Genomic DNA, 25746 nt, shown 5'->3' with positions numbered 1-25746 from the left:
ATTAACTTTCTGTGACGTATGGTTTTAGGATTTCACAAGTTTATAGTAAACGCTATAGGTGTTATCAGTAGTCCATACCCCGCTATCCGACTTGGATAAAATGAAGATAGTGCCTTGCTCAAAAGTTTCCTCTTCACTGGCATCTTTCTCTTTGTTTTCCACATAAATAGCTGCTTCTTTGGCGCTAAAATAGTAGATATTTGAAACGCTTGGAGTATAAGTGACGTCGTATGAAGTAAAGAAATCTTCCAGATCTTCCTTAAGGGAGGTATCATATTCTTCTCCGTATGAAGTCATGGTGGAAAGAACAGCCGCCGGATTTTGTTCATTCATAGCTTGATAATATTTGGTGATATTACCTTTGATGGCATCCGCATCATTTTGAGGAATGTTAGCTGCTGTTTTTAGAGCTTGTTCACGAGTCAGCAGTATCACGGAGCTTTGGGATTCCACAGATGATATTTTCCAGCTTCCATTCTTGCGGACAAGTGTATACATGTATTCGTCCTCTGTATCTGGCGTATAGGCCCCACCTGTCCGGCGAGAGCTTTCCAATGTATAAACAGTAGCGTCATCGCCTGTAATATCAATGATTTCCAAACTTTCAATAGTATTTTTTATATCAAAAATCTCAAAGGATGCATTGAGATCCGCCACTGACTCCGCATTAGAGGATTCTGAATCCATAAGGGAATAGAAGCTAATTGCTTTTTCTTCATTAAAATACTTATTAGACAAACGGATTAATGCTGTAATCGCTGCTTCGTCCTTATCTTTGGATACTGGGGTGGTAATTTGCACGCTTCTGCTGGTTGAATTCCAGACGGCTGTGCCTCCGGTTGCCTCTGCGATAAAACGTAAAGGAATGTATGTAGTGCCAGCTGAGGAGACTGGTGCGGTGGTCAGTTTTTTCACGGTTCCGTTAACGGTTGCACGGTTGCTGCCAATTTTCAGGCTGATCGCCAGATTTGAACTTTTACCTGTTACTGTTCCAGTCTTGGCATCCCAAAGCACCTGCAGTCCAAGCTTCTCGAAGATGACCCGGAAAGGGACAAGTACAGAATTGTTCGCTAAGTAAGGGGTTCCTGCGGTAAAGGAAACCTTACTGCCGTTGATATAAACATCAATCGGTTTTGAAGCAGCAAAAGCCGGGACCGCCAGTATCAGGGCCAGAAGACTTATGCTCAAGAGGGATAATAATTTTTTCAACAGTACTCTCTCCTTTTATGTAACTCTTTGTAAAATAGCCTCATTATACCATTTGATTTCTCTCTATGTCTATCAATTGGTGTTAGTTTTGTCACACCAAAAAGAGCCGGAGATATTGAAATCTCCAGCTTTTTGATCCCCTGATCTCAGACTAAGAAAGCTTCACGGACACGGTTCCAGAACGGAAACGGACGATATCTTGCGAAGCTGACTTTTTTGTCTGAAACTTGACAGCGTACTGAAATCAGGTCATCAACAGGAATGTTGTTATGATCTACGGTGAGCAGCAAACGCTGGTCTTTACATGAAAAAATGTCACAATGATGATGCTTTGGCAGTAGTAGCGGCGAGCCCATTGTCCGGAATACACGGTTGTTAATAGACGCGATTTCGGCAATCTGCAGCGCTTCTATTGAAGGGTGAACCATAGCGCCCCCTAGGCTTTTGTTATAAGCTGTACTGCCAGAGGGAGTTGAAATACAAAGTCCATCGCCCCGGAACATTTCGAAGGTGACATCGTTGATGTCGATTTGGATCATTATAGTTCCATCCACCCCTTTAAGGGTAAATTCGTTGAGGGCAATGTGAGACGAAGATCCCGATTTTTTGTGAATCTCCAGCTCTATTAATGGATATTTCACAATACGCGGTTTCTGCGGCTCAGATTCACCGGTTCCGCACATATAATCGATTAAGGTGGGCAGCTCTTCTGCTTGCCAGTCCGCATAGAAGCCGAGGTGTCCTGTGTGCACACCTACAAAGGCTAAGTTGGGAATCTGGTCGATAAAGGTATGAAAAGCGTGCAGCATTGTGCCGTCTCCACCTATCGAGATGACGATTTCCGGAGACTCGGCATCCAGTTGCAAATCCCGCTCCGCCGCCAGCTTGTGAAATTGCTCGGCAAGTTTGATTGACAGCTCATCACCGCGGTCCAGAACATAATATCTCAAGATGTACAAGCTCCTTTATATAATTCCGTCATACACCGATCATAATCAATCTTGCCCCGGAACACAATATGTAATCAACTTCGGCGCATCAATCGGAGCATTGCCATAAAGGCAGGGATAAGCAGTGACACTAGAAGAGCAGCGGCTAGTATAAGACTCAGTAGAGCTAGACTGGCAGTGACACCTGAGGCTGATGGTGTAAAGGCAGTGGAGGCAGGCAGAGAGACCCAGGCAGAAGACAATCCTGATCCCATCACAGGCTTCCATAGCACCACCACGAGACCTGCTGCGAGTATGGCATGTATTAGTCGTGCAGTTAAGAACGGCAGATAACGCAGCCCGGTACCGTTCAAAATACTGGCGACTTGGGCATGTACAGATAATCCGCCCCAAGAGAGAATAAAGGCAGCTGCTGCGACCTTGAATTGAAGCGGGATGGAAGAAGCGGCTTCACCAGCAGAACGAGCACCTATGGTGACCTCGAACAATCCGCTGATCAAGGCCTGAGCTAATTCGGGAGGCCCTCCAACAAGGGAGACGAGAGATCCGGCCAGGCTAAATAGTGAGGGCAGGATTCCGGCACGGGCAAGCAGCTCCATTAGCACGTTGAAGAATACAACCAGACCCCCTACGACAATAATAAGCTGTAGCGAGGATTGGATCGCTCCTTTTAACAGCTCCCCGAAGCTCCGTCCATCCTTGCGCCGGGCTTCGGACATCGCAAGGAGTGCGGCATGTATTCTGCCGAATCCTTGTTTTGCTGGAGCAGAGGGGGCGTCAGAACTACTTTTTGTTGGGTCTTGGGTGGGAGTCTTTTGTTCCTTACGTCCATGAAATGACATTAGGAGACCAACCATTAAGCCACTTCCGTAGTGGGCTAGTGCCAATATTAGCCCCAAAGAAGCATCGCGAAAGAACCCAACGGATACCGCCCCTAGTAGAAAAATAGGATCGGAGGAGGTTGTAAATGCTACAAGGCGTTCACCTTCGATTCTGCTGATCAGCTTCTGCTCCCGCAGCTTAGCGGTTAATTTGGCTCCAACGGGATATCCTGATACATATCCCATGGCCGCGACAAAACCACCGCTGCCAGGTATACCGAAGAGGGGGCGCATCAGTGGATCAAGTAAAGCGCCGAAGAGATGGACAATGCCTAAGCCTAGCATGATTTCAGAAATGACGAAGAAGGGAAACAGTGAAGGGAAGAGCACGTCCCACCAGATGGCCAGGCCACGTAAGGCTGCGGCAAGAGATGCTTCAGGATGAAGTAACATCAGCAGCATACAACCAGCCAATATGAATCCCAGCAGCGGGCCGCCAATCTTTTTAAAAGTCATAATTAACGCCTCCTGGTCTATGGTTAGATGTATGCAAAAAGAGGGACAAACAGCACAAAAAAATGGAGAAAGCGGTTACAATTATCTGTGCTTTTTCGCAGGAATTATGATATTATGTAATAAATAAATGCACCCTCTGTTACACGATTAAATGGGATGGAGTGATGGCGATGAGCGTTATAGCCGGAGTTCTCGTTTGTGCTTTTGTATATGTAATCCGGGTCTCTCTCGTCCCTCCTGGTGATGAGGAATTTAGGACCTACTAACCTTACTCTTCAGGCGCTGAACTATAGTTTAGCGTCTTTTTTCTGTACTTTAGAGAGCACTTTCGACGGATATCCGTGTTATGCTTATCTTTGGTATAATAAAATACGTAACGTTTCATTAATATGGAAGAAGGCTGGTAACCTCAATGAATCCAAATGAGAGTATATATGACAATCTAGGGGGGGCTGAAGCACTACATCGGTTGGTGGAAGTGTTCTATGCCAAGGTACAGCTTCATCCGCAGCTGGGACCCTTGTTCCCTGAAGATATTACTCCAGTTCTGGAGAAGCAATATCAATTCCTGACACAGTTTTTTGGCGGGGGTCCGCTTTATTCGGAATTACATGGACATCCCATGATGAGAGCAAGGCATATGCATATTCCTATTACTCCAGAACGTGCTGATGAGTGGCTACAATGTATGAAAGAGGCACTGGTGGAGACTGGAGTCGAAGAACCACTGCGTTCATTCGTGCTTAGCCGCCTTGCAGGTCCTGCACATCATTTTGTTAACATGCCCCAGGAATAACAAGGGACAGGTTGATCCTGAAAGGAATGAGAGTACTTGACAGAGTTAATACCCCTATATTCTATAAAGGTCAAGTGTTGCAACTGTGAAAATGAATTTTCAACCTCGCGGGTACGTCCTAGCCTAAAAAAGGCTATTCGGCGTGATGCTGATTTCTGCGCATATTATAAAAATGAGAATCCGGATTATTATGTTGTACGGGTCTGCCCCAATTGCGGGTTTGCCTCCACAGAAAATTCGGCTGACAAGCTGACGGAACGTCAGCGTAAGGCATTTAATGAGCAGGTAGGGAAACGCTGGAAGAGCCGAGACTTTGGGGAGAAAAGAGACTGGGAAACTGCGCTCGAGACCTATAAGCTGGCGCTTTTATGTGCTCAGAGTATTAACGATAAAGATCGGATTATTGCAAGTCTGCTGCATCACATTGCTTGGCTCTATCGCTACCAAGGGGAGACTGAGCAGGAGAAGCGTTTTTTACGTTATTCTTTGGACGAGTATGTTAAGGTCTATGAAAAAGATGGCATTGCCGGCAATGATGCCCGGCTCATGTACCTGATCGGCGAACTTAATCGGCGCATCGGAGAATACTCAGTGGCTGTGATGTGGTTCTCCCGTCTGATTAATGATCAGAAGATTATGGATGCGGCGATGATTCGAGCGGCACGTGAGCAGTGGGTTATTTTACGGGAGCAAATGCGTGCTGAGGCTGTAGAGGTTGAGGTTGATGTCGAAGGCTTGTCTTCAAGTTCATAACGATTTGCGAACAACAAAAAGCGCAGAAGAGAATTTAATTCTCCTTTGCGCTTTGTAGAAAGAAAGTGTTAGGATTTGCTTATCTGACAGCTCGATCGAACAAAAGGTAATCGCCGTCATTATCTATAACTGTAGGACTGGCGCTGCAGCAGGGGAAGACAAGCAGTTTTTTCTTGCCGTCACGAACGATTTGTAATTCTTTTGGCTTCATAGGCAGAAGCACATTCTCTGAGTTGCAGAATGGACAGTATTGCACATACATATCGCCTAGAATGATGTCATAAGGCCAGGTATGACTAAAAGGAATCATTGTGAGTCCTTCCCAGAAGGAGTCTCTTCATTTTCGCCCTCAGTTTGTGGGGGATTTTGTTTTTTGGATAGCTCCGCTATTTTTTGTAGTAAAATATGTTGGGGCATATGCATCAAGTGTTCCAAAGGAACGCCTAGTTGCTTGGATAACGTAATGGCTGTTTCCGGTGAAATTTGTAGTGGCTTCATATGAATGCCCTCCTAAAGTTTATCGGCTATAAATGTTCAGATATCGTTATTCACTTTACCATGGTGTTAAGACAATTACAAAGAAAGTCAAATGAAAGCAAAGGAATGGTGAGTACAAATGAAACAACCGTTATCACTGACTTGGGAACTGGATACTATTTTTCCGGGGGGGTCTTCGTCTGCAGAGCTAGAAGGTTTCTTGAGCAAGCTTGAAAAAGATATTTTATCCTTACAGGGCTTTGTGAAGGATGCTGTGGCACCAACGGATGTTGCGTCTACAAAAGCATTGGATGAGGTTATAGCATTGCTTCAGAGCTGTTCAGGAAGACTTGTGGAGGTCACTTCCTTCGCAGACTGTCTAGGCGCTCAGAATCAGATGGACAAGGGTGCGGTAAGACTGGCAGCCAAAGTGACAAGCATGCGCGCCGGATTCGAAGGGATCAGCTCGCAATTTAGCAATGTACTTCGTCAGACTACGGACAAGGTATGGGCTGAGTGGATGGCTCGTCCAGAGATTGCTCCTTTAACGTTCGTACTGAGCGAGAGCCGTGATTTGGCCCGTGAGAAGATGAGCCCTGAGCTGGAAAGCTTAGCGTTGGAATTAGCTGTTGACGGATATCATGGATGGAGCGGACACTATGATACGATTGTAAGCTCAATCAAGATCCCATTTGAGGATGAAGAAGGAACAAAGCTGCTTTCTGCAGGTCAAGCTTTTAATAAGCTGGATGATCCAGATCCAAAAGTGCGTCAAGCGATGTTCCATAAATGGGAAGAGGCTTGGACTGAAGCGGCAGATAATTGCGCAGATACTTTAAATCACTTAGCAGGCTTCCGCCTGAAGCTCTATAAGGGCAGAGGCTGGGACGATGTTCTAAAAGATCCGCTCAGCATCAATCGTATGACACAGGACACCTTAAATACGATGTGGCACGTAATTACGAAGAGCAAACCTGTACTCGTGTCCTACCTTCAGCGCAAAGCCAAGCTGCTGGGGTTGGATTCCCTCTCATGGGTCGATGTCGAAGCTCCTGTAGGCAAATCCTCCGGCAAAATCCCTTATGATCAAGCTGCGAAGGATATCGTCACACAGTTCCGTAAATTTAGTCCTAAGATGGCTGAGTTTGCAGAGCGTGCCTTTGATAATAACTGGATCGAGGTTGAGGATCGTAATGGCAAACGTCCTGGTGGATTCTGTACTTCCTTCCCTGAGAGCAAAGAATCACGGATATTCATGACCTACAGCGGCACACCTTCCAATGTTTCAACATTGGCCCATGAGCTGGGACATGCCTATCATTCCTACTTGCTTGATGATCAACCTGTATTTAATCAGAATTATGCAATGAACGTTGCAGAGACCGCTTCAACCTTTGCAGAAGTGATTGTATCTGATGCTCAGGTTAAAGCTGCGGGCAATGCAGAGGAGAAGCTGGCCCTGCTTGAAACGAAGATACAGAACAGTGTGGCATTCTTTATGAACATTCACGCTCGATTCTTGTTCGAGACTCGTTTTTATGAAAAACGTAAGGAAGGCCTTGTAAATGCTGAGGAACTGTCTGCTCTGATGGTGGAAGCACAGAAAGAAGCTTTCTGTGGTGTGCTTTCTGAATACCATCCTCACTTCTGGGCGTCGAAGCTGCATTTCTATATCACAGATGTACCTTTCTATAATTTCCCGTACACTGTTGGTTATATGTTCAGTACAGGCTTATATCGTCTGGCATTACAAGAGGGAGCTTCCTTTGCAGACAAATATGATAGCTTGTTGCAGGATACCGGCGTGATGACATTGGAGGATTTGGTGCTCAAACATTTGGGTGTGGATCTGACTAAGCCAGATTTCTGGCAAGGGGCTACAGATTTGATCGTGGCTGATATCAACGAGTTCTTGGAGATGACTGAGCATTTAGCATGAAATGTCTAAAATAAGACAAATTTCAGTGCGCTAAAAATAACGGAATTTCAGTGTGAACGCGCAAAGACCCCGGTTAAGGGGTCTTTTTTTAATGGTTAATTGTCGAAAACTCCCGTTTTATAAAAATTAATATACGAATGATCTATGAATTTTGCGCATTACTAGGGATAATAACCCAATTTTGTAGAATAATGTTGTTTGACGTATTTAAGGGGTCTATAATGAGCCTTGAGCCTTATATAAGGCTTGCAAGGAAGACTAATGAGCTTAGCTCAAAAAGCTTAAGTAAGCGCTTACTAAGCCGATTTGTACGAAGTAAACTCGAAGTAGCTAAGCTCACAAACAATATAAATCGAACCAGAAATTTGGGAAAAGGGGAAGGAGTGGCGGAGGGGAATTTTGGAACTGTAAGAGCGGGAGCGACCGCCTTTGTCTCCGAATTTCACCCGCTGTACGCGTAAGAATTCAAGAAATTTGGAGACAACAGCGGCTGGAAGTCCAAACATTCCCCGCAGTAGCGACGGATCCTTAGCCTAAATATTTAGGGTTCGATTTATAAAAGACGAAGTGAACTCGAAGAAGCTAAGCTCACAAAACTTTTAGGAGGAAAGATATGCTTAAGACAGAACAGCTATCATTAGCAAGACAGATGGATTTGGTATTTAGGGAACTGCAAGAGGAATTATCGGGACTATCTTCCGGTACGGTATTTGTGCAAATACGAAATAATACCATTGGCAAATTCGGCATACGTCATCACCCTCTAGCCGGTCGGGGTGGTGGATTCACAGAAGTAAAGGAAGGAATAACGGAGAGTCAGCAGTCTTCTTTTCGTCTAATGGCACTGGAGAGTCTGAAATACAAACGGCGCTGGACTCATGGTGAGATCAGCTATGAATTCGCTATAAGACAGGGAAAGCTAATCGTAGATGCTACGCTGGAGTCCAATTATAATATGGCGAATCTGATGATTCGATCTCCCCGTAATGCTTACGCCGAGAGTGCTGATCAATTTTTAAGTTAAACGTTTTACATAAAGATTGCATGCAGCTCGGATTATAGGGTATAAATTAGAAAAACCTCCCACAGCTTCTGGAAGAAGTGTGAGAGGTTTGAAAGCTAGTCGGCAATGGGCTTTTTAAGACCTCAGCCGGATAAAACACTTAAGATAACGATGTTACTGACGACCGGACAGTTGTTGTTCTGCCAGTTGTACTAGACGTTTAGTGATGTAACCTCCCAAAGAACCAGTTTCGCGGGAAGTGTAGTTCCCGTAATAACCGTCAGCTGGGATCGTTACTCCAAGCTCTTGTGCTGCTTCATATTTCAATTGTTGCAACGCTGCATTTGCTTGAGGAACTACAAGGTTATTGGAACGGCTGCTACGACCTTGACCTGCTTGACCCATGTGTGTCACCTCCTTCGCCCGTTGTGAAGATAGTATGAGCGCTAAGAGGCTAATTCATGCATGCTATCGAAAGGTTTTAAGGATGGTAATTATTAGTCGATTAAAAGTAAGGGTAGGAAAGCCTAAATAACTAAGCTCGCACAAAAAATCGGCCTTCTCTTACGTAAACGCAAGGGAAGACCGATATAATGTATATCTGCTTTAATTCTCGGGATAGATCATTTCCAGCATAGTGGACAGCTCAAGGCTTTGACCTGGTTCTACCTTCAGCAAGCCAGTGAAGGAAGGATCGTCGGAAACGTTAGGAGCATCCGGGAGCCAGGTATAAGGTTCGATGCACAGAAATTGATCGGCTGGTCCTTTGGTATACAGGACCCAGTGGCGAAAAAGATTCTCGTCGGCCGTATAACGAAGACCATAACCATCATCGCGTAATAACAATGCTTCTACGGGCTGCTTGTCACCAATACGCAGAGCGGTATCAAAATTAGTTCCCTGTAGGTTAATTCCAGAATTTAGAGACTCTAGATCACCGAGTGGAATTAGATTGCCGCTAGGGAGCAATTCATCGTTTAGTTCATAAATGCTGTTTACGGGCAATTTGAGATTCCAGCGTTCAGGTTCTCCATCGATCATAAACCAGGTGTGATAACCGATCCCAAAGGGAATACGATGATCGCCGAGATTTGTAACCTTTAAAGTCTGGCTGAGCCGGGCATCCTGAAGCCTGAATGTCATTTCGAATTTGAGTGGAATGGGAAATTGCTCCATCCAGTGTGGATCATCTTCAGTAAGGAATTCAGTAGTGACTGCACAACCGTCCTCGTCTTCTTCAATATCGCTGACACACCAGGATTGAGTCCGGTGTAGACCATGGATATGATTGTCACCAGCGGTATTCTGGTCAAATTGATAACTTGTACCCTCGAATTGAAATTTTCCTTTACGAATTCTTCCGGGTGGAATTAAGAGCGGGATGCCAAAATGGTAAGGTTTTTGCATAAAGAAAGCTTGATCGCTTTCATCAGGCCGCCGCAGAATTTCCCGTTGTTCCTTTACATCAAACAATGAAATCACGTTGTTTCCTAGTCGCGGCAAAAGCGTGACTTCCAGTTCGCGGCTGTGCAAAATATAAGTATCATAACCGCCCCACTGCCCTTTGGTCACCTGTTTCATGAGATATGCTCCTTTATCGTAACTGTAATCGAATAGAACATGGATAACCTTATCATAACAGATTTATACGGAAGTGGTTAAGTGATTTGACAACTTCTCTTTATGGTTCTATGATGAAGGCATTAAATTATGATGAGAATGTGATGACGGGGACAAGTAGGCAGGAAATGTACCTTCAGAAAGCCGGTGGTTGATGCGAACCGGTAGGACACTCCTGATGAATGGACCCCTGAGCGCCGCGCTTGAACGGGAGCAAGATACCCTAGTAGACCGGCCGGATCTTCCCCGTTAACGGAAGACTAAGGCTGTTTCCTTTTGACTATACAAAGGTTAAGCAGCGAATAAGGGTGGCACCACGGTCTCACGTCCCTTGCGGATGAGGCTTTTTTTGCGTTCTCGGAAATTGGAAATCACATCTAACGGAGGTCTATATTATGTTGAAAAAAGTAATGTCAGGCATACAGCCGAGCGGTTCTCTAACTTTGGGTAACTATATCGGAGCGCTGAAAAATTTTGTGAAGCTGCAAGACGATCATCAATGTTTCTTTATGGTTGTCGATATGCATGCGATCACCGTTGCTCAAGATCCTGCGGCACTGCGTGAGCAGTCTGAAGCTGTAGCTGCACTCTTTATCGCGGCAGGAATTGATCCTGTGCGTTCGAATGTATATATGCAGTCCCATGTGCCTCAGCATGCGGAATTGGGTTGGATCATGACTACGCTAACGGCAATGGGCGAGCTTGAGCGTATGACACAGTTCAAAGATAAATCATCAGGTAAGGATTCGGTTGGCGCGGGCCTATTCGTATATCCTTCTTTAATGGCAGCAGATATTCTTGTTTATAATGCGGATCTTGTGCCAGTAGGTGAAGATCAGAAGCAGCACTTGGAGTTGACCCGTGATTTAGCTGGCCGATTTAATAACCGTTTTGGCGAATTCTTTACGATTCCTGAACCGTATATCCCTGAAGTGGGCGCACGCATTATGTCTCTGGATGATGGCACTAAAAAAATGAGCAAGAGCAGCCCAAATGCAGGCAGCTATATTGCCCTGTTGGATTCGCCGGATGTGATCCGTAAAAAAATCAGCCGTGCAACGACTGATTCTGGACGTGAAGTTATCTTTGATCCGGCTAATAAGCCAGAGATTAGTAACTTGATGAGTATTTACTCGGAATGTTCTGGAATGTCCCTCCAGCAAATTGCCGATCGTTATGAGGGACAAATGTATGGTGGCTTTAAGAAGGATCTTGGGGAAGTGGTTGTGTCCACACTTGAGCCTTTGCAACAAAGATATCATGAAATTCGCAGTTCAGGTGCGATCACTGATATTCTTGCCGAAGGTGCTGAACGCGCACGTATTGTTGCAGCTGAGACATTGAATGGCGTAAAAGAGCGGATGGGCTTTCTGCCAGCTCGTTAATCTAATCAGAGCTTAAACTTTCCTGTTTGCGTCTAATTCTGGCTTTGAGGATAAATCCCCAGCCAATATTCAATACGCAGAGAAAACCAAGCAGAAGTGCTAGCCAGAAGCTATAGCTGATCGCGATTGAAGCGGCAGTGAGAATAAGAATAGAAGAACAAGCGAACCAAAGTGAGAGTCCTTTACCCATTAAGAGCCTTCCTTTCCGTGTCTGCTAAAATGAATCCCGGAGTATTATAAATACTCCGGGATTTTTTGTGATTATAGAATAGTTCTCTCAGTAAGTCTACAGTTTCATCGTAAAGAACCAGGGTCGATGGAAAATCGTTTGTCGAGCTTATCGCTGCTAAGCCAGCCTACATAAGTATTTAAAGGTTTATATTGGTTATCCATAACTAATACAGCCACAAAAGGGTATTGTTTGCGGTGTAAATAACGAACGTCTCCCCAGCGCACCATATATCCTGAAGGAAGCTCCTCCACTTCGGCCACCGCATAAGAGGTGAAATATAAAAAGGACTGAATATCTGGATGCGACTTGGATATTTCCACAGCGGGATGATTCGAGCAGACCGCATGTTTGAACCATTCCAGACGGTTGTTCAGTAGCTGCCCAACGTCATAACTGCCGTCTTTTTTCACTTTAACTACGTTCCAGCGTTTAAGTGAAATTGTAGGGATTACAATATAACGTTCGCCAGCAGTATGGTGTATATCTTTAAGCTTGATGTTTCGTGTAAGGCGGGCATGAACAATCGTTCTCCAAATATAATAAAGAATGGTACAGGCATAAAGCGTAATAAATAAAGGTTTAGGCGGAACAATCCCAGTGATCCAGAGCAGAATAGCTGCGATATGGCTGCCAAAAATAAATGGATCGAAAATGTGGATGATATTCCAGGCGATCCATTTCTCAGTGAATGGACGGGCCGCCTGAGTTCCATAGGTGTTAAACAGATCAGAGAAGACGTGCACGCCTACACCTATGAAACCCCAGAGTGCAACATGGCTTAAAGCTGCCAAATCAGTAAACCCAAACAGAGGCCCTAAGACTAGGGCAATCAGAGCGGGCCACAAAATTAGAAAAGGCAAGGAGTGTGTGATTCCACGGTGATTACGAATATATATTGCATTGTCCTTTAGTCGTAATGCGGTATCGGCATCAGGAGCCTGTGAGCCTAAAATCGTTGCCAGCATAACGGCCCCGGCCAGTTTAGGGTCAGAAGCAACGACGGGATCGACGAAAGAAAGTCCGGCTAACCCTATGCCCATAACTAAATGTGTAGCAGTGTCCATTGGTCAGTTCTCCTTTGTTGTTCGGAAGTACATTATTAATAATTACCCAAATACGGCTTAGGTTATTAAGGGGCTGAAAATAAATATTGTCACGTAATTGTCAAATTCATGAACATACTGTGCCATGACTGTCAAAGTCTCCTCGGGTTTGATATGATAAAGTTAACAGCGAAGTCTATTTAGTGCTTCGGCTAGAACGTTAGAAGTTTGTTTAGAAGGAGGATCATTTGGTGTGGATAATCATATAACATTTCAAGCTTCTTCCGATTCTGCAGCTATGTCTGCAAAATCTCCACCGGAAGGTGCAAGTTGGCGTGATTTCATTACCGTAACAAAACCCGGTATTATCCGATCTAACCTCATCGCTGCCTTTGCAGGATATTGGCTGGCTTCAGGTTGGGATGTTCAATACGGCAGATTAGTTCTGACTCTGCTCGGTACAATGCTGGTTATGGCTTCGGCCTGTGTTTTTAATAACTATTTCGACCGTGATCTGGATATGAAGATGGAAAGAACGCGCGATCGTGGGCTTCCTACAGGACGACTGAAACCCAAAACCGTATTGCTGTATGCTATTGGGCTTGGGATTGCGGGTTTGATTGTGCTGTTTGCTTTTTCTGGAGTTTTAGCCGGTCTGTTCGGGATTGTAGGGATGTTCGTTTACGTTGTAGTATACACCCTTTGGTTGAAACGGACATCAACATGGAGCACTTCAGTAGGTGCGATCTCTGGAGCTATGCCACCGGTAATTGGCTACGTTGCAGTTACGGGAACAGTTGATCTAGGGGCTTGGCTGATGTTTGCGATGTTGTTTCTGTGGCAACCTCCCCATTTCTGGGCGCTCGGGATTAGACGTAAAGAAGAATATAGAGCCGCAGGTTTCCCACTGCTGCCTGTAGTCAAAGGAACACGTCGTACGAAGTTTCAAATGATTCCTTATGTAGCACTGTTACTGCCTATTCCAGTGTTAATGTACGCCTACGATTATGCAGGCATTTTTTATCTGGTGATTTCAACAGCGCTGTCCCTGGCTTGGTTAATCATAACCTTGATGGGCTTTGCAGCAAAAGATGACGAAGTCTGGGCGAAGAAGAACTTCCTCTTCTCCATTAACTACCTAACGGTAAGTTTGATCGTACTTGTATTAAATACGATTCACGGTTAAGAAGAGGGAGGGTATTATTGTCCGTGCAGACCTTTAAGCGTTATAAATGGACCTGGATTCTACTATTGCTTGCTTTGGTAATGGCTGGTTATCTGGCAGTTAATTCTTTGAATTTAGGAAAAGAAAAACTGCCGGTAATCGGAGAAGTGCAGGACTTTTCACTTGAAAATGTGGATGGAGACCAGATTACTCTGGCTGATACACAAGGTAAGGCACGGCTGGTATACTTTTTTTTCACGCAATGTCCGGATGTATGTCCTATAACTACGTTCCTGTTATCCCAGACACAGAAGATTCTGGTTGACGAGGGCAACTTTGGAAAAGATACGGCGTTCGTCTCCATTTCTTTTGATCCAGAGAATGATACACGTGAAGCCATTAAGACCTTTGCGGACCGTTTCCAGGCAGATTATAAGGGTTGGTACTTCTTACGGGGGGATCAGGAAGTGATTCGTAAGCTGGCAACTGATTCTTTTAAAGTACTAATTGCAGGGAATAGTAAAGAAAATTTCGTACATGCCAATCGCATAGCATTGGTTGATCGGGACAATCGTCTCCGTGCATTGTATGACGCAGGAGATACGGATAACGTAACGCCTGAATTTCTTGCCGATAGGCTGAATGAATTGGCTCGTGAATAGAACATAACCGCATAACAGAAACGCCTTTTTCGAATCCCGTTTATTGAAGGGATAACGAAAAAGGCGTTTTTAATTTCTTAGGCAATATATCGCGAATCAAAAAGGAATGGGTTCAGGGTATATGATGAACTCTTCCAGACCCGCTTTTTCAAGCTGATTAATATTGTATTCATCTGGAGTGCCCTCCACTCCGGCATAACCCCGGCGCGTATAGATGTGACCAGCATCGGGAAAGGCATCGCGGAGAATCCCGCGTATTTTTTTGCCTGAACTGTCGTTATCCATATAAAGATATACTTCTCCATCTCCTACTTTTTGTCGCAGGGACTCGAGTTTGAGCGTATTTAATGTACCAAAGGTACAGAGGATTTCGACTTCCGGTACCAGCACGCGTCGTAATCTGCTGCGATCGTTTTTGCCTTCGACAATAATCGTAATGGACATTTGCTGACAATCACCTCCGGAAATGAAGCCTGAACTTTCAGACTCATTATAGTTTACCGAAGGAGGAGCAGTTTTAACAACTGTTTCTACAGGAAAATCTTCATTCCCCGGGAAATGTCGTAAAAACAATAAATCATGCGGCCCGCCCATTCCATTTGGAAGAGTAGGTGGACAGCTTGGCTGAATTTTTTGGCGGAAGCAGTAATAGTGCAACCATCAGCAATAGAAAGGCAATGAAATAAGGCGAAACAACGTCTCTTAGTTGTCCTGCGGCCACAGGCCCTGCGAATGCACCTAGTGACATGGCTATCGACTGCATGGAGAAGGTGCGTCCCATACGTCCTGGTCCACCTAGACTAATAAAGAGCGAAGCCATTGCAGGAAATAATATTCCTTTGGCTGCACCCAGCATAAAGAGAATAACGGAAGCGGGAATGCTGTGAAGTGAGGCGAGCGCAAAAAAACAAAGGGCCATTCCTAGCAAGGCCACGGCTATTCTTCCTCCTGGGGAAAAGCGGTTCAGGAAGAACAAACTGAGTGTTACCAAAGCCCCTAAGCTAAGGAGCGATAAAAGAATACCTGTGGAAACAATGCTATTACTTCCGGTCTGAGATAGAGGAAGCTCAAAGAACAGAACCCCTTGTGAACAAGAAACGAAAAAAGGCAGCAGATAATAACGTTTGGAAACTGGATTGGGATCGGATATAGGGACCGAAGGAAGATCCTGATTTTTTAAAGGAGGTGCTGCTGAGTTTACAGGGCGTACTAAACGCCGGGCAGGCGCCGGTACACTGAAAAAAGCCATGATTCCTGTAGCGATAAGCAGCCATCCCAATGTGGTGAAGGTGCCGGAATAGCCAGCTTTAGCTACGATAAAGGCACCCGCTGCTGGGGATACCACTGAAGCTAAGGTATGAACGATACCATGTCCGGACATATATTTCCCCTGCTCAGTGGCATCAGATGATAATGAAGCCAGCAAGGTCATGCACGCCGGAGAGAGGAAGGCGAGCGCGAACCCGCTTGCTGCTCGTAGCATCAGCAAATGCCACGGAAGCTGAGCGTGAGCCTGCAGCAATAGAATGGCTCCCGCAGTAACAAGGCTAAAGACGATGTAGCGGCGGCTGCCATTACGATCGACGAGTACGCCTGCGAGCAAATTGCCAGGAAGATGGGTCAACGAATACATGCCCATCATCCAGCCAATAAAGGCGGGTCCCGCACCAAGAGAGATGGCAAAGGGCGTTAGAATAGGATACTGTGCATGTAAATCAAAAAACGCCAGAAAAAGAAACAGGTACAGCCATAGCGCAGTTTTCACAGGGAAACACCTCCGAGAGCCACCTACAATAAAGGTTAATGCAGGAAGGCGTATTTTAAGAAGATCAAATTTAAGCAACTACTTGTACTTTACGTGGGACAGAGAGGGCTTATACCGCTTTTTTAATTCCTGTAAGCAGGTATACCTTTCTCTGGCTGTGGAACCATGAATTATGATGGGCATTCATGTATAATAATTAATATTGGCGTCATGTCTATGGAGGAGATAATCCTTAGGACGAAACTAGGCGATAGGGGTGTTGTGAGGTTGATGGATCCAGAGGTGTGGTCACAGTTTATTAGAGAGAATTGGTTAGTTATTGTTATTGCGCTTGTTCTGTTGTTCGCGGTTGTTAATTTGGTCAAAACGATGTTGAAATGGGCGATTGTCATTATTATCGTTGTAGGTCTATTCATCTATAGTGGTGTGACAATGGACCAAATTGGTAACGCTGTGAATAAGGTGGCAGATGGAACGGTAAGCACGCTGAAGAAGGAAGCACAAGAGGTCATGCTTAAAGAGGCGCAGGATGCGAAGTACACTTCAAATGGTGACGGAACATTTACGATCACAACTCCGAATATTGAAGTGAAAGGTACTACTGGTGAAGATAAGGTAGAGGTTACTTTCCGCGGAGTTAGTCTTGGGAAGTGGAGTATTACAGATACCACACAAACATTTATCGAGGAAGCTCGGAAACATCAATAAACGGCCTCAGTTTAAATGATTATCAAAAACAAGCAAGCGGGCGGCTGAAAGGGGAGATTGGATATGATAAACGGTTGGTTGACTAGTCTGAGTGATGCAAATATCATCTCCATCGCCCTCCTGCTGGTAGTAGTCTTTTCACTATTGCAAGGCTGGAGCAGAGGGTTCTCAAGTGCTACCGGAAGATTATTCGGTCTGCTGGGAACAGGACTGTTTACAATAGCTTCTTTGGTGCTGGCCATTCCTGCTGCGGCGTATCTCAATCCTCATGTTCAGACTTGGGCAGCAGGAATAAGTCTGCCTGATAAACAGCTGACCCAGTGGCAGCAAATTTATTATACGGCTGTGTCTGTGCTGGCGGAATCGCCGCTGGTGCGGTTTCTATTGTTGTTATTGCTCTCTTATATCTTAATTCGCATGCTTCTGGGATTGTTGTCTATGCTGCTTCCATTCCACCAGCTACGGCGCACCAAGACATTTAAGGACAGAAAGATTACGCAAGTAAGCCGTATGGGTGGAGCTATCATAGGATTAATTATAGGCTTGACTCGTGGTTTAATTATTGTGCTCGCTCTCTTCATTTGTGTTGGCCTAAATCCAGAAAGTCAATTTAGCCGTTATGTGGAATCTTCTCCGATCTACAGTCAAAGCGCTGCCGCTGTATTTGAACCCTTTGTTGGGGAGACAGTGCAGAAAAAGCTGCCTATTCTGACGAAGACCGTTGCAGCTGAGATGAATGATATTCTGCGCAGAAAATATGAAGTTATCGATCATGACATTCCACAAGATATTGTGGGAGCTGCTGAAGATATTATTGGACAAGCGCAAGGAGACGAGAAGAAAGCCAGACTACTGTATGATTGGGTAGGAACACGAGTAACTTATGATTACGCCAAAGCGGAAAATTATGAAAAAAATAGAATTTGGCATGAACAGACCCCGCAGGATACCTTCGACACACGCATAGGGGTATGTATTGATTATGCCCGTCTTTACGCTGTTATGGCCCGCTCTCAAGGGTTACAGGTGCGCGTTGTAACGGGGCAAGGCTATGATGGTCGAGGCGGGTATGGCGCACATGCCTGGAATGAAGTTTATATAAGTGACCGGCAAGCTTGGATTCCATTGGATCCCACTTGGGCGAGCAGCGGAGATTGGTTTAATCCGAAGGATTTTGACGATACGCATATTAGGGAGAACGCACTCTGAGTGAGGGCGCCGCACTCCTTCCGTGTGGTACAATAAACTCATACCAACTGCTCTAACATAAATGCGAGTGCAATGCTCACAATCAGCTTCTTAGAAATCACCTTCATTATAAGAGCAATGTCGCTGGCTAAGGCAATTCAGACATTATTTTTATATAGAAGGGAAGAAAGCTGGTGAGCTTTGGGAAGCAGCTCCCGCCTGCGGACGGGAAATCTTCGAAACATTCTGTAGGTCTGAGATTGAATCTGTTTTTCTTTGGCACTTTTTTTATTTTTTGTATCATTATTGTGCGTCTTGCAGGTTTGCAGTTTACTGAGGGAGCTTTGCTGACAGAAGAAGAGATTAAACGGGATACGAAGTTTGTTCCGCTGGCAGCCATGCGAGGGATTATTTTTGCTGCCGGGGGTGAGCAGATAGCCTATTCTACACCTGTTGAGTCGCTCTATCTTACCCTAAATAAGGAATATACAGCTAAAACTACCGATAAAGTAACGGGTGAAACCTCACTAACGGAAAAAGCGAAAAATAAGTCTAATGACCTTGCAGCAAGATTAGTAGCGGAGTTTGAGAAATATGGAAGTGCAGATGCCCCCAAGTTAACGCAGCAGGACGTGCTGGATTTACTTGATCTGGACTTTAAAAAGTATCTGGGTTATGTACCGCGTCGTATAAAAGCAGGGCTAACTTCAGAAGAAATAGCTTATTTCATGGAACACAAGGATGAATATCCAGGTATTACCATTGTGGAAGAAAGTGTACGCCACTACGATAAAGATACGGTAGCTGTGCAGACGGTGGGTTTTGGCAAACCTTTTAAATCAACCGAAGACATAGCGATGTACAAAAATATTCGTAGTGCAATGAAAGACAATTCTTCACCGGGACTTATGTATAAAACGGAAGAATATGTAGGATTTGATGGTCTGGAAATGCAGTATCAACGCGAACTGCGCGGAGAAAATGGTTATCAGGTCATTTCGGTCACTCCTCAAAATATGGCGGAGAAGGTAGAACAGACCGTTCCCCCTGTAAAAGGCAATAACATTTGGATGACTATTAATAAGAATGTTCAGATGAAGACTGAACAGGCCATATTGGATCAGATTAAATGGCTGCACACCAATGCTGTTCAAGGCGAAACTCATCCAGATGCTTTAACAGGTTATGCAGTAGCAATGGAAGTAGAGACTGGTAATGTTGTCGCTATGGCGAGTATGCCGGATTACGATTCGAATGTATGGACAAAGGACTCGTTGCCTACATCCGTCTGGAATAAAATTATGAACAATCATCTGAATGGTACTATTACCTCGAATTCTTCCGGGAGATCGGGTCATGATTTTAGCTCTCTTGTATTCATGGGATCGACCATCAAACCGTTAAGTGTATTAATTGGTTTAAATGAAGGATTTTTTAGCACCTCGAGCACTTATCCAGATGTGGGGATTACCTATTTCGGTAAGGATGATAAATCATCGGTTAGAAATTCATCAGGTCATGTCTATGGAAAACTGTATCCGGCTGATGCTATCAAGCAATCCTCTAACGTATTTATGGTGGATATGGTCGGAAAGCAACTTTATAAGAAATACCTGGGAGATAAAGGCGTAGAGGTCTGGGACCAATATATGAAAAAGTTCGGACTGGGTGTGTCAACACAAAGTGGTCTTCCCGGTGAATCACCAGGTCAGATTAACTATACAGATTTCAAGGCTGCAGGGAGCTCGCAGGCCGCGCTCGTCTACGCATCTTTTGGCCAGCAAGGCAGTTATACTACATTACAGCTTGCCCAGTATGCTACTACACTTGCAAATGAAGGTGTGCGAATTAAACCACAGCTTGTAAGTAAGATTACGGATGCGCAAGGTAAGGTGGTTAAGGAATTTAAAAAAGAAGTGCTTAATAAAGTAACCTTTGATAAATCGTTCTGGAGAGAAATCAAACAGGGAATGAGCAGTAAAGTTAGTGCTTTTGACGATTTTCCTTATGATTTTGCCCGTAAGACAGGAACCTCTGAAAAAACGGATAGAAAAAATATAAACCGTGATAACGGGGTTTTTATTGCCTTTGCTCCACGTGAGAATCCGAAACTGGCTGTAGCGGTTGTGATTCCGGAGGGCGGCTTTGGCTCCAATAGTGCAGCTCCGGTTGCCCGTAAGATTTTTGATGCTTATGATTGGGAATATGGGCTGGATGGGGTTCCAAAGAAGAATATTCCTCCTGTGGCAGATCCCGTTCAAGAACAATAAGCTTAAATTAGAGAAAAAGGAGAGAAAAACTGTGAGTTTTTTCCGTAAGCAGGCCTCACCTCCTGACGAGACCAGCAGCAAAAGTTCCATTGGCCTGCGACTCAACGTGTTTTTCTTTAGCACGTTCGTTATATTTTGCGTAATCATCATCCGGCTAGCTGTCCTGCAGTTCGTGGAAGGTCCAACTTTAACTGAGGTAGAGACGAGTAGAGATACTAAAAATGTACCGTTAGCTTCCATGAGAGGGGTTATATACGCTGCAGGCGGTGAGAAGCTAGCTTATTCCACACCTGTTCAATCGCTGTATATCACGCTCAATAAAGAGTATACGGCTAAGGAAACAGATAAAGTCACCGGTAAAACAACGCTGACCCCAGAGGCTAAGGCCAAGTCTGATGCCTTGGCAGCCAAGCTGGTAGCTGATTTCAATAAATATGGTAATCCAAATGCAGAGAAGATGACGGAGAAAGATGTAATTGATGCGCTGGATTTATATTTTCGTAAATCACTTGGCTTTATGGCACGGCGAATTAAGGCTGATCTGACTACTGAAGAAGTAGCTTATTTCATGGAGCATAAAGGAGAATATCCGGGGCTTGAGATTGTCGAGGAGAGCATTCGTCATTATGATAAAGATACGGTTGCTGTACAGACGATTGGTTATATCAAACCCTTCAAATCCGCGAACAGTCTTAATATTTATAAAAACATTCTAAGTGCTATGAAAAACAATCCAGAGCCAGGGCTAACGTATAAGGATGACGAATTTGTTGGATTCGATGGGCTGGAGCTGAAATATCAGCGTGAGCTTCGCGGGCAAAACGGCTATCAGGAAATTTCCGTTAATCCACAGAATATGGCGGAGAAAATTGAGCGTGTCGTTCCGCCTGTCAAAGGAAATGACATCTGGACAACGATTAATAAGAATGTTCAGATGAAGACAGAACAGGCGATAACAGATCAGCTCAAATGGTTGCACTCTAATACCGTACAAGGCAGAACGCATCCGAATGCTTTAACGGGATATGCAGTAGCGATGGAAGTGGATACTGGTAATATTGTCGCTATGGCGAGTATGCCTGACTATGATACGAATGTTTGGACATCAGGTTCTTTGTCTTCAGATGTCTGGAACAGTATTATGGATAATTATCAGAACGGTACGATCACTCCTATTTCTTCGGGAACCTCAGGGAACGGACTAAGATCTGTACTGCTTCTAGGTTCAACGATTAAACCTTTGAGTGTACTCGTGGGTCTGAATGAAGGGTTGTTTTCAACTTCTTCTTATTATCAGGATAGAGGTTTTGCGACTTTTGGTAAGTCTGGGCATGAAACGAAGGTAAGAAACTCTTCTAACCACGTATATGGTTCTTTGGATCCTGCTAGAGCCATTGAGAAATCCTCGAATGCATTTATGGTCGATATGGTCGGTAAAAGATTGTATGACAAATATAAAAGCAAAGGGATAGACATCTGGGATGTCTATATGAAAGAGTTCGGCCTTGGTGTATCTACGGGAATTGACCTGCCTAATGAATTCTTGGGTCAAAGAAACTATACCAATATAGAAGCTGCTGGTAGTGCGCAGTCCGCACTGGTCTATGCCTCTTTCGGACAACAAGGAAGTTATACAGTAATGCAGCTTGCACAGTATGTTACTACACTTGCTAATGAAGGACAGCGGATTAAACCTCAACTGGTTAGCAAGATTACTGATGCAGATGGAAATATAATCAAAGAATTTAAACGTGAGGTGCTTGATGAAGTAACAAACTTCGATAAGTCCTACTGGAATGAAATTAAGCAGGGGATGCGAAGTGAAGTTAGTGCTTTTTCTGATTTCCCTTATGACTTTGCCCGTAAGACGGGAACCTCTCAGCAAGTAGCTAAGGGTGAAATTCGCGATAATGGGGTATTTATTGCATATGCTCCACGTAATAATCCTAAGTTGGCTGTGGCGGTTGTAATCCCTGAAGGTGGCTTTGGTTCACAAAGTGCGGCACCAGTCGCACGTAAAATATTTGATGCCTATGATTGGGAATATGGGCTTGATGGAGTTCCAAAGAAAAGTCTCCAGTCTGGCAATAATACTAATGATAATGCGAAGGAGGGAGAGACTACAGGTACCGAGTAACTCTGACCCTATGGCTAAGATTTAAAAAAATAAACAGCTTCTCAATAGAGAGCATACAAGAATGGAGGGGTGGCAAATGATTGCCAAATACCGCCTGCTTGCATTGGATATGGATGGAACCCTACTGAATGATGAACAGATAATTACACCCACAACGGTGGAATGGATTCAAAAGGCGGTCAACGCAGGCGTTCATGTCTGTCTGTCGACAGGCCGGGCATTTGTAAGTGCCTTACCCTATGCAGAGCAGCTAGGTTTAGAGACACCGATGATCACTGTGAACGGCAGTGAGGTGTGGAGAGCGCCACATGAAATATACCGGAGATCGCTAATGGATCCCAAGCTGGTACAAGAAATGTATGATCTTGCAAAAGCAGATGACATCTGGTTCTGGGCTTATTCTCTGGACGAAGTTCTCAAACAGGATAACTGGGATGGGGATGTAACGGGTAGAGAATGGCTTAAGTTCGGTTATCACACTGAAGATGATGAGCTTCGCCATAAGCTGTTGCTTCGTCTTCAAGATATGGGTGGACTGGAGATTACGAACTCTTCTCCGCACAATCTGGAGATTAATCCTCTAGGCGTGAATAAGGCAGCAGGAATAAAGGAAGTCTGCAAGCTGCTGGGAATAGAAATGTCGCAAGTTGTAGCTGTGGGCGACAGCCTTAACGATCTGGCGGCGATCCAGCAGGCTGGACTTGGGGTTGCCATGGGCAACGCGCAAAAGACGGTTAAACAAGAGGCTGATGTTGTGGTGGCGACCAATAATCAAGACGGGATTGCCGAGGTCATCCAAAAGTATATCTTTACCGAAGCTGCAGCCTCTGTAGGCAGCAAATAATAAAAGCAGTACTGCGAAGTGAATCCATGGAGCATTATGCTAGTAGGAGGTTAAGGAATTGACGATCCTGGGTTGGATTCTTATCATTGTTTTGTTTGCTGTAGGATTGGCAGGGGCTGTGTATCCCATACTGCCGGGTGCGTTAGCGATCTATCTTGCCTTTTTTGTATACGGCTGGTTCTTTTCTTTTGAGCCCTTTGGGGTTTGGTTCTGGATTATTCAAACACTGATTGTTGTAGTTCTTTTTGTTGCTGATTATGTTGTAGGAGCGTGGGGTGTCAAAAAATTTGGCGGCTCACGTTCATCGATTATCGGGAGCACGATCGGGCTGATCTTGGGACCTTTTGTTATCCCGGCTTTTGGTCTTATCATTGGGCCATTTCTAGGGGCTTTTATTGGAGAATTGATCGTGGGATCTTCACCTTCTAAAGCTGCTAAGGTAAGTGTTGGCTCCATACTTGGCTTATTTAGCAGCACCTTGGTCAAAATCGTGTTGCAGGTAATTATGGTCGTCCTCTTTTTTATATGGGTCGCCCGGTTTTAATTTAACAGTGAAGAAGGGGAAAGAGTTTGTCCAAGAAAGAGTCTTTTGTTAAAGGCACGCTTATCCTTGCTGCTGCAGCTTTGGTGGCAAGGGTACTCGGGCTTGTCCAGCGGGTGCCGCTGGACCATATCTTTGACGGTGTGGGGAGAGCATCGTTCGGAGTTTCTAACAATATCTATTTAATGCTTCTAACCGTAGCCACCGCTGGGATTCCAAGTACACTCAGCAAAATGGTCTCTGAACGATACGCCTTGAATCGTCCTGAAGAGGCGAGACAAGTGTATCATGCTGCACTGCTGTTTTCAGTGGCTGCAGGGGTGTTTATGACTGTCTTGCTGTACATAGGGGCTCCATTTTATGCAACTCATATTGCTGATGTCCCTGAATCGGCGATGGCGATAAAAGCTATTGCGCCTGCGCTGCTGCTTTTTCCGGCAATAGCGATGATGCGTGGATATTTTCAAGGCCGCAACAATATGATGGCAGGTGGGATTTCTCAGATCGTGGAGCAATTCGCTCGCGTACTGACCGCTATTTTGCTGGCTTATATTTTATTACATCAAGGTTATAGCAACACTACAATTGCTGCGGGAGCATCCTTTGGTAGCGTGATCGGTAGTATCGCGGCGTTTGGCGTAATGATTTATTTTGCAGTCAAACTTCGTCGTGAGGACAAGCAATTAGGATTGAATTATGATACTGCTCAAAAATTACCGATTTGGGGTATCTACAAGGATATTTTTACACTGTCTATTCCCATTGTGCTGTCTTCCCTTACGATTCCGGTTGTGAATGTAATTGACACTTCTCTTACGGTACGATTATTGATTGATCAGATAGGTAGGGAGAGTGCCACTTCAGCGCTAGGTATTTTATCCAATCGTGCTCAGAGTGTAGCGGGCATTCCACCTGTTCTAGCTATCGCACTTGGAACTTCATTGATTCCGATCATTTCGGCTGCCTATGCCCGCCGTGATGAGGGGCATTTGAAAAAGCAGATAACGCTTGCTCTGCGGATTTCTATTTTGACAGGGATGCCGATTGTATTGGCGCTTGTAGCAGCTGCTTATTCTGTAAATGGATTATTGTTCGCCAGTTTAGATGGCAGTGGTATCGTAGCCATGCTTACTTTAGGAACGATCTTTCAGATTACGATGATGACAACGAACTCTATTTTGTTAGGTATGGGCAAATCGCGAATTTCCATGTATTATGTGTTAGCGGGTATTATTGTAAAATTAGTGGCAAGCTTATTACTTAGTAAGGTATTTGGCATCTACGGAATCATCGGTGCAACAGCACTTTGTTTCGTGGTCATTACTTTGCTTAACTTACGCATGCTGAAATCGATCGTGCCTTTTGAAATTATGGGCAAACGTTGGGGCGGTTTCGCGATTGCGGTACTTGTGTCCGGCGGGATTGGTTATGGCTTGAATGAGGCTGGGATTCTATTAACAGATCTGATGCCGGCACGTTTGGCGTTTCTGATCACTTGTCTTGTTGTAGGAGCAGCAGTTGTTGTTATTTATCTAGTACTGCTTATTGTGCTGGGCGTGCTGACTAAACAGGAAATCTCCAGTTATCCGCGGGCGCTGCAAAAATTATTGAATCCGCTGATGAAGTTACAGCCTGCACGTGTTCGTATGAGAGAATAGGTTTGACTTCTACCCTGCATTTTGCTTCACTTAAAGAGTAGAAAATAGACAGATATTGAAGAAG

General features: G+C 44.7%; 25 protein-coding genes and 1 other annotated feature. Of the genes, 14 read left to right on the top strand and 11 right to left on the bottom strand.

The window, feature by feature from the left end; all coding sequences use genetic code 11:
* Nucleotides 1-24 precede the first annotated feature (24 nt).
* The 3 genes from MKZ16_RS27480 to ylbJ all read right to left on the bottom strand — a co-directional run bounded on the left by MKZ16_RS27480 (nt 25) and on the right by ylbJ (nt 3496).
* On the bottom strand, nt 25-1209 hold the full coding sequence (locus MKZ16_RS27480) for a copper amine oxidase N-terminal domain-containing protein (RefSeq protein WP_036685319.1): 1185 nt from the start codon (nt 1207-1209) through the stop codon (nt 25-27).
* A gap of 146 nt (nt 1210-1355) precedes the next feature.
* Entirely contained in the window at nt 1356-2159 is an 804-nt protein-coding gene (locus MKZ16_RS27475; RefSeq protein ID WP_076105311.1) for an NAD kinase, read from the bottom strand.
* 74 nt (nt 2160-2233) lie between these two features.
* Entirely contained in the window at nt 2234-3496 is a 1263-nt protein-coding gene (gene ylbJ / locus MKZ16_RS27470) for a sporulation integral membrane protein YlbJ (protein ID WP_076105310.1), read from the bottom strand.
* A 412-nt stretch (nt 3497-3908) separates the two neighbouring features.
* On the opposite strand from ylbJ, the gene MKZ16_RS27465 reads away from it, so the two are divergent.
* Together MKZ16_RS27465 and MKZ16_RS27460 are read left to right on the top strand one after the other, a co-directional pair.
* Nucleotides 3909-4292 (top strand): globin, encoded by a 384-nt coding sequence (locus MKZ16_RS27465; protein WP_038573207.1) that lies wholly within the window; start codon nt 3909-3911, stop codon nt 4290-4292.
* A 36-nt stretch (nt 4293-4328) separates the two neighbouring features.
* Nucleotides 4329-5045, top strand: coding sequence for a DUF2225 domain-containing protein (locus MKZ16_RS27460; RefSeq protein WP_038573205.1), 717 nt, complete (start codon nt 4329-4331; stop codon nt 5043-5045).
* 79 nt (nt 5046-5124) lie between these two features.
* On the opposite strand, the gene MKZ16_RS27455 is transcribed toward MKZ16_RS27460, so the two are convergent.
* Both MKZ16_RS27455 and MKZ16_RS27450 read right to left on the bottom strand, forming a co-directional pair.
* Nucleotides 5125-5355 carry a hypothetical protein gene (locus MKZ16_RS27455; protein WP_036685307.1) on the bottom strand — a complete coding sequence of 77 codons (231 nt, stop codon included), beginning with the start codon at nt 5353-5355 and terminating at the stop codon, nt 5125-5127.
* Nucleotides 5352-5543, bottom strand: coding sequence for a YycC family protein (locus tag MKZ16_RS27450; protein ID WP_076105309.1), 192 nt, complete (start codon nt 5541-5543; stop codon nt 5352-5354). The genes MKZ16_RS27455 and MKZ16_RS27450 overlap by 4 nt, the downstream gene beginning before the upstream one ends.
* A gap of 118 nt (nt 5544-5661) precedes the next feature.
* Between MKZ16_RS27450 and MKZ16_RS27445 the strand changes: the two genes are divergently transcribed.
* Nucleotides 5662-7461: a M3 family oligoendopeptidase gene (locus MKZ16_RS27445; protein WP_076105308.1), complete on the top strand. Its 1800-nt coding sequence runs from the start codon at nt 5662-5664 to the stop codon at nt 7459-7461.
* Between the two features lie 613 nt (nt 7462-8074).
* Entirely contained in the window at nt 8075-8485 is a 411-nt protein-coding gene (locus tag MKZ16_RS27440) for a hypothetical protein (RefSeq protein WP_036685297.1), read from the top strand.
* A gap of 153 nt (nt 8486-8638) precedes the next feature.
* Here the strand turns inward: MKZ16_RS27440 and MKZ16_RS27435 are convergent, their stop codons facing one another.
* Both MKZ16_RS27435 and MKZ16_RS27430 read right to left on the bottom strand, forming a co-directional pair.
* On the bottom strand, nt 8639-8869 hold the full coding sequence (locus MKZ16_RS27435; protein WP_036685295.1) for an alpha/beta-type small acid-soluble spore protein: 231 nt from the start codon (nt 8867-8869) through the stop codon (nt 8639-8641).
* Between the two features lie 201 nt (nt 8870-9070).
* Nucleotides 9071-10045, bottom strand: coding sequence for an aldose 1-epimerase (locus MKZ16_RS27430; protein WP_076105307.1), 975 nt, complete (start codon nt 10043-10045; stop codon nt 9071-9073).
* A 134-nt stretch (nt 10046-10179) separates the two neighbouring features.
* Nucleotides 10180-10419 (top strand) — a binding site (T-box leader).
* Between the two features lie 63 nt (nt 10420-10482).
* Between MKZ16_RS27430 and trpS the strand changes: the two genes are divergently transcribed.
* Nucleotides 10483-11469, top strand: a complete 987-nt coding sequence (gene trpS / locus MKZ16_RS27425) for a tryptophan--tRNA ligase (RefSeq protein ID WP_036685592.1) — start codon at nt 10483-10485, stop codon at nt 11467-11469.
* Nucleotide 11470: 1 nt separating this feature from the next.
* On the opposite strand, the gene MKZ16_RS27420 is transcribed toward trpS, so the two are convergent.
* Entirely contained in the window at nt 11471-11659 is a 189-nt protein-coding gene (locus MKZ16_RS27420) for a hypothetical protein (RefSeq protein WP_038573198.1), read from the bottom strand.
* Between the two features lie 104 nt (nt 11660-11763).
* Nucleotides 11764-12765 (bottom strand): metal-dependent hydrolase, encoded by a 1002-nt coding sequence (locus MKZ16_RS27415; RefSeq protein WP_076105306.1) that lies wholly within the window; start codon nt 12763-12765, stop codon nt 11764-11766.
* A 232-nt stretch (nt 12766-12997) separates the two neighbouring features.
* Between MKZ16_RS27415 and cyoE the strand changes: the two genes are divergently transcribed.
* Both cyoE and MKZ16_RS27405 read left to right on the top strand, forming a co-directional pair.
* Nucleotides 12998-13930, top strand: coding sequence for a heme o synthase (gene cyoE / locus MKZ16_RS27410; protein ID WP_036685285.1), 933 nt, complete (start codon nt 12998-13000; stop codon nt 13928-13930).
* Nucleotides 13931-13953: 23 nt separating this feature from the next.
* On the top strand, nt 13954-14571 hold the full coding sequence (locus MKZ16_RS27405; RefSeq protein WP_141118578.1) for an SCO family protein: 618 nt from the start codon (nt 13954-13956) through the stop codon (nt 14569-14571).
* A 96-nt stretch (nt 14572-14667) separates the two neighbouring features.
* On the opposite strand, the gene MKZ16_RS27400 is transcribed toward MKZ16_RS27405, so the two are convergent.
* A complete protein-coding gene (locus MKZ16_RS27400) occupies nt 14668-15015 on the bottom strand; it encodes a DNA primase (protein ID WP_036685586.1) in 348 nt (115 codons plus the stop codon).
* A gap of 133 nt (nt 15016-15148) precedes the next feature.
* Nucleotides 15149-16336 (bottom strand): MFS transporter, encoded by a 1188-nt coding sequence (locus tag MKZ16_RS27395; RefSeq protein WP_038573195.1) that lies wholly within the window; start codon nt 16334-16336, stop codon nt 15149-15151.
* A gap of 270 nt (nt 16337-16606) precedes the next feature.
* Here MKZ16_RS27395 and MKZ16_RS27390 point away from each other — a divergent pair, with 270 nt between their 5' ends.
* The 7 genes from MKZ16_RS27390 to MKZ16_RS27360 all read left to right on the top strand — a co-directional run bounded on the left by MKZ16_RS27390 (nt 16607) and on the right by MKZ16_RS27360 (nt 25682).
* Nucleotides 16607-17044 (top strand): hypothetical protein, encoded by a 438-nt coding sequence (locus MKZ16_RS27390; protein ID WP_036685280.1) that lies wholly within the window; start codon nt 16607-16609, stop codon nt 17042-17044.
* A 63-nt stretch (nt 17045-17107) separates the two neighbouring features.
* Nucleotides 17108-18253 carry a transglutaminase-like domain-containing protein gene (locus tag MKZ16_RS27385; protein ID WP_036685274.1) on the top strand — a complete coding sequence of 382 codons (1146 nt, stop codon included), beginning with the start codon at nt 17108-17110 and terminating at the stop codon, nt 18251-18253.
* A 173-nt stretch (nt 18254-18426) separates the two neighbouring features.
* Nucleotides 18427-20502, top strand: coding sequence for a penicillin-binding protein 2 (locus MKZ16_RS27380; protein ID WP_256715499.1), 2076 nt, complete (start codon nt 18427-18429; stop codon nt 20500-20502).
* A gap of 31 nt (nt 20503-20533) precedes the next feature.
* Nucleotides 20534-22639 (top strand): penicillin-binding transpeptidase domain-containing protein, encoded by a 2106-nt coding sequence (locus MKZ16_RS27375; protein WP_076105304.1) that lies wholly within the window; start codon nt 20534-20536, stop codon nt 22637-22639.
* A gap of 76 nt (nt 22640-22715) precedes the next feature.
* Nucleotides 22716-23483, top strand: coding sequence for a Cof-type HAD-IIB family hydrolase (locus tag MKZ16_RS27370; protein WP_036685270.1), 768 nt, complete (start codon nt 22716-22718; stop codon nt 23481-23483).
* A 58-nt stretch (nt 23484-23541) separates the two neighbouring features.
* Nucleotides 23542-24027: a DUF456 family protein gene (locus tag MKZ16_RS27365; RefSeq protein WP_038573189.1), complete on the top strand. Its 486-nt coding sequence runs from the start codon at nt 23542-23544 to the stop codon at nt 24025-24027.
* Nucleotides 24028-24053: 26 nt separating this feature from the next.
* Nucleotides 24054-25682, top strand: coding sequence for a polysaccharide biosynthesis protein (locus MKZ16_RS27360; RefSeq protein WP_036685266.1), 1629 nt, complete (start codon nt 24054-24056; stop codon nt 25680-25682).
* Nucleotides 25683-25746 lie beyond the last annotated feature (64 nt).

It is taken from the genome of Paenibacillus sp. FSL R5-0928 (assembly GCF_037970385.1).
GTDB lineage: Bacteria > Bacillota > Bacilli > Paenibacillales > Paenibacillaceae > Paenibacillus_AQ > Paenibacillus_AQ odorifer.
This window is presented reverse-complemented; position numbering and strand designations above follow the sequence as displayed.